Annotated in this window: 10 protein-coding genes and 1 pseudogene; 4 read left to right on the top strand and 7 right to left on the bottom strand. The window is 35.2% G+C overall.

What is annotated here, in order from left to right; all coding sequences use genetic code 11:
* Positions 1-128: 128 nt before the first annotated feature.
* Both QZV03_RS02610 and thsA read right to left on the bottom strand, forming a co-directional pair.
* Entirely contained in the window at positions 129-4,109 is a 3,981-nt protein-coding gene (locus QZV03_RS02610; protein ID WP_296874153.1) for a pseudomurein-binding repeat-containing protein, read from the bottom strand.
* Between the two features lie 418 nt (positions 4,110-4,527).
* A complete protein-coding gene (gene thsA, locus QZV03_RS02605; RefSeq protein ID WP_296874152.1) occupies positions 4,528-6,177 on the bottom strand; it encodes a thermosome subunit alpha in 1,650 nt (549 codons plus the stop codon).
* Positions 6,178-6,293: 116 nt separating this feature from the next.
* Between thsA and QZV03_RS02600 the strand changes: the two genes are divergently transcribed.
* The 4 genes from QZV03_RS02600 (at position 6,294) to QZV03_RS02585 (ending at position 8,666) form a co-directional block, all read left to right on the top strand.
* A complete protein-coding gene (locus tag QZV03_RS02600) occupies positions 6,294-7,304 on the top strand; it encodes a hypothetical protein (protein WP_296874151.1) in 1,011 nt (336 codons plus the stop codon).
* 63 nt (positions 7,305-7,367) lie between these two features.
* The gene (locus QZV03_RS02595; RefSeq protein WP_165814026.1) at positions 7,368-7,523 is read left to right on the top strand and encodes a hypothetical protein; all 156 of its coding nucleotides are present in this window, start codon (positions 7,368-7,370) and stop codon (positions 7,521-7,523) included.
* A 39-nt stretch (positions 7,524-7,562) separates the two neighbouring features.
* Positions 7,563-8,015 carry a hypothetical protein gene (locus tag QZV03_RS02590; RefSeq protein ID WP_296874150.1) on the top strand — a complete coding sequence of 151 codons (453 nt, stop codon included), beginning with the start codon at positions 7,563-7,565 and terminating at the stop codon, positions 8,013-8,015.
* Positions 8,016-8,024: 9 nt separating this feature from the next.
* Positions 8,025-8,666, top strand: a complete 642-nt coding sequence (locus QZV03_RS02585; protein ID WP_296874149.1) for a DUF116 domain-containing protein — start codon at positions 8,025-8,027, stop codon at positions 8,664-8,666.
* Between the two features lie 145 nt (positions 8,667-8,811).
* On the opposite strand, the pseudogene QZV03_RS02580 reads toward QZV03_RS02585, so the two are convergent.
* The 5 genes and pseudogenes from QZV03_RS02580 to QZV03_RS02560 all read right to left on the bottom strand — a co-directional run bounded on the left by QZV03_RS02580 (position 8,812) and on the right by QZV03_RS02560 (position 13,048).
* Positions 8,812-9,594: pseudogene (locus QZV03_RS02580) on the bottom strand (transposase).
* 442 nt (positions 9,595-10,036) lie between these two features.
* Positions 10,037-10,240 (bottom strand): hypothetical protein, encoded by a 204-nt coding sequence (locus QZV03_RS02575; protein WP_292896029.1) that lies wholly within the window; start codon positions 10,238-10,240, stop codon positions 10,037-10,039.
* A gap of 1 nt (position 10,241) precedes the next feature.
* Positions 10,242-11,444 (bottom strand): hydroxymethylglutaryl-CoA reductase (NADPH), encoded by a 1,203-nt coding sequence (gene hmgA, locus QZV03_RS02570; protein WP_296874148.1) that lies wholly within the window; start codon positions 11,442-11,444, stop codon positions 10,242-10,244.
* Complete coding sequence (gene sucD / locus QZV03_RS02565; protein WP_296874147.1) at positions 11,445-12,308, bottom strand: succinate--CoA ligase subunit alpha; 864 nt, start codon at positions 12,306-12,308, stop codon at positions 11,445-11,447.
* Positions 12,309-12,322: 14 nt separating this feature from the next.
* Positions 12,323-13,048 carry a hypothetical protein gene (locus QZV03_RS02560; protein ID WP_296874146.1) on the bottom strand — a complete coding sequence of 242 codons (726 nt, stop codon included), beginning with the start codon at positions 13,046-13,048 and terminating at the stop codon, positions 12,323-12,325.
* Between the last annotated feature and the right edge of the window lie 33 nt (positions 13,049-13,081).

Here is a 13,081-nt window from a genome sequence, read left to right as displayed (position 1 = left end):
CTGCGAAAGCACATCCATCAAAAACCAATTAAAACTCGAAGTAACAATATTTTAAAAAAAATAACAAAATCTGCCAAAATCTAATTTTGGCGGACACCCAAAAAAAAAAAATAAAAAGAAAAAATTAATTAGAATGGTAAGCTAGCATACTTTGCATTTAAAGAATATGACTTAGTATTCCAATTATTAATTTTTCCAAGTGAATTTCTGGAACTTGTAGCATCAGCACAAACCCACATACCATCGACTAAAACCTGTGTCCAGACGTGACCATAGGTACTTCCACTAGAGAATGTACATACACCATGAACATATCTGGCCGCAAGCCCTGCAGTCCTGAACATTGCAACCAACAGGTGAGAGTGGTCAACACAGTTACCTGCTTTATATTTAAGGGTATTGACTGCACCATACTTGGTATCATAATAGAAACTGTATGATAATGAATCCCTTACGTAATTGAATATTGCAGTTGCTTTAGCCAAATTAGTTGTTAATCCACTAGTTAAAGAATTTACAACCTTTTTAATGTCAGCATTGTTAACCTGACAGTTGGTTGTGGATTTCTTGTAGGCGCTTAAGTCTGAAATGGTATTTTTCTCATTCAAACCGCTGCCTGTAACTGTGATTGTAGAACTGCTGCTTGAACTAGAGCTTGAACTACTTGATCCATAATTGATAACCACATAGTTAGGCATTGCGGAACTGGTTCCATAGTATGCCAATATACGTGAAAATGCATCGACAAGTTCATTGTATATAATGTTACCTAAAGTGGATGAAGCATAGTTCGGAGCAAGCTTATTAGTTGAAATGAAATTTGCAACGTTCTTTGCTACAGTCAGATATTTATCCTTATACAATTCTGAATTAATTGTATCACCGGATGGACCGGTTGGTGCTGAAACACCTGAGATAATAGCAATATCACTGGTTTTTGAGTTACCAATCTGATAGATTGCCTGACTCATCAAGTACAGGAATTCAGGTAATGAGAATGTTGTTCCACCGGCAGTGACTGTAGATGGAAGCGCCTTGTTCTTTTCAATGTAATTTTTCAGATTGGTTGCACCGGTTATCACATTCTTGATTGAAATTGTTTTTGAAACAACAGCTGATTTTGCTTCAACATTGATAGTGACATAATCCGGCAATCTTGAATACACCTTATAGAAAGCAACAATTCTTGCAAATGTATCAACTAAAGACTGATACTTGATATTACCCAATGAGGAGCTTGCATAATTTGGAGCTAATTTATTTGATGAAATGAATGAACTTACTCTTGACGCCAAATCAAGATATTCATCCATACTCAATTGACCTGATTTTGCAGTGCTATCAGGATTAGCAGCTACCTCTACAGATATTGGTAAAATTTCAGAAGTTTTACCAGAATTGATATATTCTACAGCTTTAGTCATCATATACAGGAACTGTGCTGTGGAATAAGTTGCACCACCAACACTTACAGATGTTGGAATTGATCCTGTTGATTTGATGGTATTGTTCAAGTTATATGCCGCAGCAACAATATCTGAAATTGATGCAGAACCTGTAGTTGAAGGGGATGTGGACAAATCAGTTAGGGAATTGAAATTAATGAAGTTTGTAATTCCCCATCTGAATATGATTGCACCATCACCATTACCGTTAAGTGCTGCCTGGGTATCCTTTTTGAGATCAGATGCGGAGAGTTTTGTAACATCATCATCTGACTTGTAACTTTGTAATCCTGCCCAGATTTTAGCTCCGTTGGAATGTTGTACAAACCATTTTGTAGTGGTTGTAATCCATGAGGAGGTCTTTCCATAATTTCCTTTGTAAATCATTGGAATAATAACGTCCAGATATTTACTGAGTGCTGAAATATCCTGTCCGTAATAATATGCGTTACTGGTTGTTTCAGGCATCATAGCACATGATACGATTAAACCGGAATCAATATTATGCACAGCAGTTGCAACCTGCCTTGTGAATTCACTGATAGCGGCGGTACCACCAGAGGTTTTATATGCATTTCCAGGATATCTTAAATAGTCAAGATGTATACCTGCAACTCCTTTTATTTTAGCATACTTTTGAGCTTCGGATATTTTTTGGTTAAAGAATGCAGTATTTACTGCACCATTTTTAACTGGATTTACCCAACTACCTCCTGAGTAGAATGTCTGCATCCAAATATGAACCCTAATTCCTACTTTATTGGCACTTGCAATCCATGACTCTACAGCAGACTGACCATGTGCCTCAAGAGCATAGTAGTTGAGGAATATGTCACTGGTTCCCTGTGTTGCCAATGATTTAAGGTTAACACTCTTCATATCCCCTCCAAATAGCCAATATCCGTATCCGGTGGTATCCTTTTTAGCAACTGAAATCTTTGTAGATCCTGATGACGGAGCATAATCATTGTCCCCGCTTGCTTCAAAATTATATGAAACAGTATAGTTTCCAGGACCGACATTGACGCTAAATGTTGCATAACCACTTGAGGATGTTGTGGCGGAATATGTTTTAGAGTTAACGGTCAATTTAACAATTTTATTTGCCAAAGCCTTACCTGAGGAATCCTTCAATAAAACCTTATATGATTGAGATCCCTGATAGAAAGAAGTTCCACTCTTCCATGTAACAGTTGTTGGAGTTCTTTCCTTAACTGTTATTTCAGTTGAACCTGTTTTTGAATTTACTTTAGATTCAGCATTGTTTTTGTATGTGATTGTATATTTACCGACATCCAGATTGATTGTTAATGCAACAATACCGTTGCTGTTAGTGGTTTTTGTATAAGATTTACCATCAACAGTAAGTGTCACAGTTCTTTTAACCAAAGGAACACTTCCAGAGGTCAAAGCCACCTGAAATGCTGTTTTTGCACCATGACCAAATGTTTTTGTACTTTTTACTGTGAAAGTAGGATTTTTTGTAGGAATTATATATACTTTGTTGCTTGCACTGGACTTCTTATAGAAGCTGTTTCCTGCAAAGGAATATTTAACAGTGTATGTTCCTACCTTAAGGGACGGCAAGTTCAATATTGCATAACCATTTGAATTAGTCTTTTTAGAATATGTCTTACCGTTTATCTTGATTTTAATAATTTTTCCGCTTCCCGGAGCGTAACCAAATTTATTAAGCAATCTTACCTTAATCTTTTTGGTATCGCTTTTAAGGAATGTATAAGTATAAGTTGTTAAAGAAGAAGTAGTTGATTTAACTACTTTAACAGTATTGGTTTTTGTCAAACCATCTGTATTATAAGATATAATTTTGTAAGTCCCTTTTTTAAGGGTTTTTAATGATAAACTAGCCACTCCTTTACTATTAGTTTTCACTTTGTAAGTTTTTCCATTAATCTTAAACTTGATTGTCTTTTTAGCCAATACATTACCGTTGCTCTTATAGAATGTTGCGGTGAACTTTCTGGCGTCGGTATAAACCTTATTGATATTGCTTGCGGTAATTGTTGACAATATCCTATAGGTTGTTGTCAGACTATAGCCAGTAACCGGATTAACGGCAACCACCTTATATGTTCCAGGCTTAAGATTTATCGCTAAGGAAACTACCCCATTTGCATTTGTTTTTTTGGTGTATGTAACACCGTTAACGGTAATCTTTACATCAGTATTATTCAAAACATTACCGTAAGCATCTAAGAAAGTTGCAGTATATTGAGTAGATCCTTTATAATATTTAGAAATGTTCTTTGCAGTGATTGTCTTAGATACAATAATTTTTGAAGAATTATTACTGTCATTTGTCAATTCAGCACTTGATTCGGAAAGAACAGTAATCCCATCATCACTATCTAAAGAATCATTATTGTTTGAGTTAGTTGATAAAGTATTTGAATCTGCAGATTCTAAAACTTCTTCACTTGATAGAGAAACTTTAGATGAATCATTATCAACATTTGAATCACTTGATACAGAAATTTCTGATGAGTCAGCAGTATTCTCCAGTGGGACTGAAACATCTGATGTGTCATCTACTAAGCCAATAGCATCTGAATCTGTAACATTTACATCACTAGCTGATACTGCGCCGACAGCCAAAACGGCCATGAGCAATACCAAAAAAGTGAGCAATATTTTATTGTTCAAAATAATTTACCTCCATAACAATTTTTTAAACAACGTGCAAACTGAATTGCACTGTAAAGATATTTATTATAAATATCTTATATAAACCTTTTTATTTACTAAATCCGATGAAATAAGTCTAATTTTAAAAAATAAGTTTAAAATATCGTGAAAATTAAGTTTAAAGTAAATATCTTTTTGAATTATAGTGTAAAATGATTTAACTATGTGAAATAATTTTTAAAGTGACTTAACCATATTAAAATTATAACAGTAATTTTAGTAGTTATCATATAAAACAGAACATGTTTTAAAGTTATTTAAGTATAAACCATTGATTTAAGTTTATCTAGATTAAAAAACAACATGTTTAAGAGTGTATATTAAAAAATAAGCTTTAGAAATAAAAAAAGAAAAAAATGTAAAATATTCAAAAATTTTACATCATTGGAGGCATTCCGCCCATACCGCCAGCACCTGGCATTGGAGGCATACCACTTGCATCGTTTCCAGACTCATCAGGTCCGGTTGAGTTGAGTGCATTTCTTGCTGCAATCATATCGTCAATACGTAAGATCATTTCAGAAGCATCTCCAGCGGATTGGAGAGCTTGGATTTTAACTCTTAACGGTTCGATTACGCCTGCATCTTTCATGTCAACTACTTTACCTTCAAATACATTGATTCCGATGAATGGATTTTCTTCATGAGCAGCTTTTAAGTCTGCAATCAGGTTAATGGTGTCAAGACCTGCATTTTCAATTAAGGTTCTTGGAATAACTTCAAGAGCTTCAGCATATTTTAAAATAGCTAATTGTTCTCTTCCACTTACGGATTCACCATATTCCCTTAATTGTTTTACTAAATCGATTTCACATGCTCCACCACCAATGAGAACTTTACCTTCTTCAATGGTTGCTGCAACTACTCCTAATGCATCATCAAGTGCCCTTGCGATTTGTTCGGTTACATAACGGGTACTTCCTCTTAAAACGATTGAGGATGCTTTAGGGTTGTCACATTCTTCGATTAAGGTTAATTCGTGATCAAATATTTTATCAAGATATACGTGACCTGCTTTACCTAATTTTTCTTCAGATAAATCTTCAATGTCGGTTACAAGTTTAGCACCGGTAGCTTTTGCGATTCTTTCCATATCAGATTTTTTAACACGTTTGAAAGCCATGATTCCTGCTTTTTTAAGGTAGTGTTCAGCCATGTCGTCAATACCTTTTTGACAGAACAGTACATTAGCACCGGAGTCGATGATTTTTTGCACTAACTCCTTAATCATGTCTTCTTCCTGTTTGAGGAATAGTTCAAACTGGTCAGGACTTGTAATGTCTATTTTGGTATCAGTATTGATGTCTTTTAACTCAATAGGATATTTCATGATAGCAATTTTTGCATCTTCAACATCCTTAGGCATGTTTTTGGAAACAGGTGCCTTATCAATGATGATACCTTCTGCTAAAAATGAATCTTCCACAGAGTCTCCTGAAACCCTTTGGATGTTAATATTATCGATATCGGATTTTCCATCCTCTTTGATTCTTAATGCTGCTTTTACAACTAAATCTGCTAAGTGTTCTTTTGCATAGTCTGAACCTTTACCACTCATAGCAGTTACAGCAACTTTTTTAAGAGTTTCTTCATCATCGGCATCAATTGCGATGTCTTTTAATAATTCAACAGCCTTTTTGGTAGCATTTCTGTAACCTTTTACTACAACGGATGTTGCAATTCCGTCTTCGAGTAACTCTTCAGCTTTTGCCAATAATTCACCAGCAATAACAACAACAGATGTGGTTCCGTCTCCGACGATTTGTTCTTGTTTTTTAGCGGTTTCCACTAACATTCTAGCTGCAGGTTGGTTGATTTCCATTTCCTGCATGATGGTTGCACCATCGTTGGTGACTGTAACATCACCTAATGAATTGGTTAACATTTTGTCCATACCTTTAGGACCTAATGTAGTTCTTACAATACCTGCTAATACTTTAGCAGCTGTGATATTCATTCTTAAAGCGTCTCTTTTTGAATATCTTTCAGTTCCTTCAGGAAGGATAAATATTGGTTGATTTGCCATTTAATAATCACCTTAAAATTTTTTAAATTAAATATAAAAATAAGTTTTTATACATATTTAGATAGGTAAGAGGTAATATAAAAACCTTACCCATTAAAGTAACTTTTGGTGTGTTAATGTACGAAGATATAATAAAAGAAATCAAATCCAATCTTGGTTCAAACAAAGATTTAAACAGGCAGTACCTGTCAAGCCAAATAGAAGTCTACCAGGATCATCCATACAACAAGGAGATAATCAAGGAAATATCACGTCTTATGTGGGATTGCTTAAGCGAAGATGAAAAACAGGAATATATTGACATTTCCAATGAGGAAAATCCTATAATGGACATTCTAAACGATATTTATTATGACATTGAAAATGGAAACTATGAAAAACCATTGGAAAAGCTAAATGAATTCATGAAAACATTTCCTGGAATGTTCGAAGACGACAAGGTTAGCGAATACCACTATTTCACAAATCCCCTGGAGGAAATACTATTTCGAAAATACATCGGTGCCAAAAAGGAGTTGAGATACATTCCCGACGATCAGCCACTGCTTGATTTGTACTATGTCTACGGATTCCTGCTTCTTGAAACAAAGGATTATGACAATGCCGAAAAGTACCTTAAAAAGGCCAATAAGATAAATCCGGTTTCTGCAAGAATCATCCTTGAGCTTACCGAAATCTACAGGATACATACCTACAACTACAACGAATACTTCATTCGAACAACAGATGCACTGCAATATGCCTATTATCCACAGGACATTGCAAGATGCTACAGAAACCTCGGGCACTACTACATCGAGGAAAACCAGATGAAAACAGCAATGGCACTTTTCATCTACAGCATGGAGTATGAGGCAAGTCCCGTTGCATACACCGAAATCAAATATATCCAATCAAAAAATGACAATATGGAATTGCCGTTGAATGAATGCATAAAGATTATTGAAGATAAAAAAATTCAGATTGGCCCAAATCCTTTCATTTTAGAAACATTGGACGAATTCATTAAGGAATATGACCAAAACAAATTGTATAACCAGTTACTTTACTTCCTGGAGTTGAAATTTGACCTGACAAATGATTCACAAACACTAAAACAAATTCAGGATACTCAAAAGTTGCTTTGATTAATCATTTTTACAATACATTTAAAAATAGATTATAATATATTATTATATAGGTGATTTAAAATGTGTTCAAGTGGAGGCCCAATGGCTGATATTGATTTGAAAAAATTAAAAACCAAAAAATATCACTGTAAAGACTGTGGAAATTCCTTTAAAGGACTTGGAAAAAAAGTTGTTTGTCCATCTTGTCAAAGCGACAATGTGGAACTTGCAGAGTAAATTCCCATTTACTCTCTTTTTTTATTTTTTTGTGATAACATGAATATTGATTTTAAAGATGATGAAATACTATTTCTTGAAGGTGAAACCGGAATGGTTGGCGTTGTAAAAGTGGCCTATGAAAACAAGATGCTATTTATCGCAACACAGGACAATGAGGAAATAGTCCAGTTTTTAGAATCAGATGACATAATCGCCGTTTCAAACTTCAAAAAGGACAAGCGTGCAATAAGGTCACAAGCCTACCTCAGCCGTGAAGAGTCCTCACCCTTGGTGATTTTAAATAAGGACCATCCATCAACAAAACGATTGGAAACAGTCATATCAATCGGAGATGAAGTAAACCTAAACTGCAACATCACTCCCGGAACACATCCCGAACAGAACGTGCTGTGCTCATGCGACAGCCTGTCCGGACTTGAAATTGTAAAAACACCAACAGGAGTTAGACTGAACAAGGAATTTGACAATTACACCATTGAAGAGTTTTAGGTTGAAATAATGTTGTTCATTGATTCTTTTTACATGTTCTTAGGCCAATTGGTAGTGCTTATAGTGGGAATAATCATAATATTGCTGATCATATTCCTTATACTGGGCCTTTTGATAGCCAAGAAAAACCAGATAAAGTTTCCAAGATTCCTGCTATACATAGTTGACCTTCTCTACTCACCCCTGAAAACAATAGCTCATTTTCTAAAACTTGACGACAATCTGATTGACGACATTGCAATCAAGGTGAGAAACGATTTGAACAAGGAGCAGTACAACAGAATCCCCGCTGAAAAGACATTGATATTCCTACCACATTGTCTCAGGCATAAAGATTGTCCTGCAACACTTCAAAAGGAAGGATTGAACTGCACTGAATGCGGATTATGCTCAATCGGTGTAATAAAGAAAAAAGCAGAACCTTTAGGATATAAAATGTACATCGTTCCAGGTTCCAGTTTCGTTAAAAAAATAGTGATGGAAAACAAGTTCCAGACTGTTCTTGGCGTTGCCTGTCATGAGGACCTAAACCAGATGATGATGTTACTGTCTGATTTTTACCCTCAAGGAGTATTGCTTGAAAAAACAGGCTGTTTTGAAACAAAAGTGAATGTTAAAAAGGTAATTGAAAAAATTGATTCAAAATACTAGCCTAACCTAATATAATCTTTTTGAGATATTTTTCTTACTATAGTGAACGCTATCACCAAAAACATATGATGTGAGACCAACACTTCAATTGTCGCAAAAATAAGATGCATCCTTCAAAATTTATCATTGAAAATTTTAAATTAAACTAAACCCTCCAATGTATAATATATTCACCATTTATATAAATCTTGGCTTTGTAGAAATCCTCATTTTTATTGAATTTGAGTTGATCGATATAGATGTTGTAGATTGTATTTTTGAGTTTTGTTTCTTTATTTGATAATTGTAGGCTTCTACTTCGGTTTGTTCCGTTGAATATTCTTTTTATTACACTAAATATTGATTCAACGTTATTTCTTCTTGAATATATTTCCTGGTTGAATTGTTTTTTACTTTTTAGTCGATAATGTCCTGTTTTTGCTCTGGTTTTTAGTGGTATTTGATCTTCTGCTTTTGCTTCTTCGTTTATTCATTTTCTGATGGGTTCTGTATCATATGCTCTGTCTGCTAAGATGTATTTTGGTTTATATTTCTTTATATTTCTTATTGTTGCTAATGCAAAGCGTGTATCGAATTTTGGACCTCTTTGGGCTGCATAATGAAGTATTAATCTGCTGTCTACATCGATTGAAATATGGTTTTTTACGTAGCTTTTTCTTTCTTTTCGTCTGATTATTGCGTAATATTTGTCTGCGCAGTCGTTAGTGAATCCACTTCCATCTAAAGCAATTATTTCGCCATTTATTTCATGATTTAATAATATTTGTTTATTTAATTCTTGCAATATTGATGTTGGAAGTCTTTGAAAGAATTTCTGGAGTGTTGTGTAGTGTGGAATCTTTTTTAAGTGTAAATATTTCTGTATGGTATCAGATAACTCCAATAAATCTGTTATTTGTCTGCAGGTGCTTCGAGTATATATTTTCACTGCTAAAAGTGTGAATAATGCAGGTTGTGTGAAATCATGCTTTGAAAAATGGCTTGAATACTTATTTAACACGATTTTTGAGTATTTAAACACATATTTAATGAATTTCAACAGTTTATTTGGCTTAATGTCCTTGTTAATTTCTTTGATTTTTTTGAGTGCAGGCTTTTCAAAACCAAAATCCTAAAGATTTAATTGCTTTGAAAACAAACAACTAATTGGAGAATAGGTATTTTCGCATTTCATATTAATATTTATTCTCCATTTTACTATATATAATTATATATTGCTTATTTTTTCTAATCGATGTGAAATTTCAAGTGTAAATCTTAATACACAATAATTAGACAATTTTAATAGATTATAAGTAAAAATAGAAATAAAAATAAAATCAGTGAACTAAAAAAAATAGAATGAATAATATTTTGATTTAGATTTAATACTAATCAAAATATTCCATGAATTCCTGAGATTCAGGTGTTTCACTGAATTCCTTAATGAAATCGTTCAAATCATTAATGAATTCTTCTTTTCGCTCATCCAAATCTTCAATTTGGGAATAATCTTTCTTAACGGAAATTGTCATTACAATATCATCAGTTTCAAGAGTGATTTCAGGATATAATAAATTATCTAAATCATCCATTTTATCCTCTTCCAAGTTCCTGGTGAGCTCTTGCAAGGTGTCCTGCAGCCAATGCACCTACAAGTGACAATTCACCTGCTAAAACGGTTGAAGCAACAATTTCTGCGTATTCCTTAGCATGATTTGAGCCAGCAACACCCAATATGCTCAATCCTTCCTGAGCAACTTCAAGACTTGTTCCTCCACCTACGGTTGCAACCGGAAGGTCAGGCAAGTTCACTGAAAAATATAAGTCGCCGTTTCTGTTTTCCGCTGTTGTGATACCGAGGGATCCTTCAACGACATGTGCAGCATCCTGGCCGGTTGCCAAGAATATTGCAGCAACCATGTTTGCATAATGGGCATTGTATGCCATTGCTCCACTTGCAGCTGAACCGATTAGGTTTTTGGCAGTGTTTACTTCAACGATTGCATCAGCTGTGGTCTTGAGTTTCTTTTCAACGATTTCTTCAGGTATCAGTATATCTGCAACTACACTTTTTCCTCTTCCTTCAACAATGTTTATAGCTGCAGGCTTTTTATCCACACATACGTTTCCGCTTAATGCAATATGGGTTGCAGTGGTCTCTTCTGCAAGTTTATCTAAGATTTTTTCAGAAGCTATTGTTACCATATTCATTCCCATACTGTCTCCTGTTGAAAATACAAATCTAGGATACACATAGCTTCCAACAATTAATATAGGATCGATTTTAATCAGTTTACCATGAGAGGTTGTGCTTTCTGCAAGCTCTTTTAACTCATCGAAATTATCAACAAACCATTGTTTGATTTTAATGGCATCAACTGCATTTTCACATTTGATTGCCGGTGCACGGGTCATGCAATCGGAAACAACCCTTGCATTTGCACCGCCGGATGCGGTAATTGTTGATGCTCCACGGTTAATTGATGCTACAAGTGCCCCTTCTGAGGTTGCAAGCGGAACGAAAACTTCCCTTTGACAGTATTCACCATTGATTTTCAATGGTCCTGCAATACCCATAGGCAACTGCAGCACTCCGATTGAATTTTCAATGTTTCTTGCTGATGCCCTTTCCATGTCCAAAGTGTAATTGGAGATGTTCGGCAATTGCAAATCATACTTCTGTTCGAGAAATTCCCTTCTTATATCGGTTGCAGTCTTTGCATCAACTTCCTTGTCAACCTGATAAAGCTTCATTTCGCCGTTCAATAATTTATCAATAATTTCCTGATTTGTCATCTACATAACCTTTTTAAGTAAGTCTACAATTTCAGATGGTTTTTTAGCCACTTCCACACCAGCATCATTCAGGGCTTTGGTTTTACTTGCTACAGTACCGGATGATCCTTGAATGATAGCTCCAGCGTGTCCCATTCTTTTGCCCGGAGGTGCTGTCCTTCCTGCAATGTATGATACAACTGGTTTTGACATCTCATCAGCAATGTATTTACCTGCTCTTTCTTCAGCGGTTCCTCCAATCTCACCGATTAAGACAACAGCTTCGGTTTGATCATCTTTTTCAAACCTTTTAAGAATGTCAACGTAATTGTCACCGGTTACAGGGTCTCCACCAATACCTACTGCAGTACTTTGACCTATTCCTGCATTTGTAAGTTCGCTTGCAATTTCATAGGTTAATGTACCACTTCTTGAAATTACACCCACATTTCCTTCAGAAAAGATATGTGTAGGCATGATTCCTAATTTACCGACACCAGGAGATATGATTCCCGGAGTGTTAGGACCTATAATTGTGGTTCCCATCTGTTTTGCATATGCCATGATTTTCATACTGTCATGTACTGGAATGTGCTCTGAAATAATAACAACCAAATCCAAGTGTCTTATTGCCTCAAATGCAGCATCCTTTGCAAATCTTGCAGGCACAAATATTATGGAAGCGTTGATGTCTACCTCTTCTACAGCCTCTTCCATTGAATTGAAAATAGGTACCTGATCAAGGAACTTTTGACCTCCTTTTCCAGGTGTTAGACCTGCAACAATATTTGTATTATATTTAAGCATCTGTTCTGTATGGAATGAACCTTGCTTACCGGTTATTCCCTGAACTAAACATTTTGTATCCTCATTTAATAAAATCATAAAATTACCCCCTATTACCTTAATATTCGAGTTTTATTTTCAAATGGAACAGCTAAATCTATTATATTCCCATTCATGAATGCGGTAGCTGAGAATATTACACTACCGGGCAATACATTACAAGTTGTTCCTCTTTTAACTAGATAAACGTTCTTATTTCCAAGTGCAGCTCCAATCATTGCCCCTGCAATTACTCCAACTGACTCAATGTTTTCAACAGTTGCAACGACCACAGGATCATCGGTTTCAGGTGAAACATATCCGACACCAGGTATCTTTCTTGTTTTAGGCTCAATGTAGTCTGACACATCGGTACAGTTTTTCATTCCACGTGCCGCCTCGATTGCAGAGTTTGCAACATCACCAACAAACGGCTCACCGCCATATGTATCAAATCCCAAAACAATTGCATCAGGATAGAAATCTTTTCTTATGCTTGCTTCGGCATATGAAATTCCTTCCCCCGCATCATCAGGATTATCGGAAATTCCAGACAAATCGCCGAAATTTTCTGCACTCATCTTTAAAACATTAACCAAACCTTCATTGACAGTTTCAAGTAAATCGTCCTCTACAAATGCACTGACAACAACATCGTCACCTGTCACATTTGTAAGACCAACATCCCTTGCACCTAATTCTTTTACACTTTGAAGGTTCTTTTCAATAGTTGCTACTAGCTTAGAACTGCATGACACATCATTTTTTGATATATCCGCACCTATAGCTGTAATTTTCAAATTAACACCTTGTATAATCAATTAATAAACTAA

The organism is uncultured Methanobrevibacter sp., from assembly GCF_902788255.1.
Taxonomy (GTDB): domain Archaea; phylum Methanobacteriota; class Methanobacteria; order Methanobacteriales; family Methanobacteriaceae; genus Methanocatella.
Note: the sequence above shows the minus strand (reverse complement) of the source record. Positions and strands in the feature narration are given on the sequence as shown.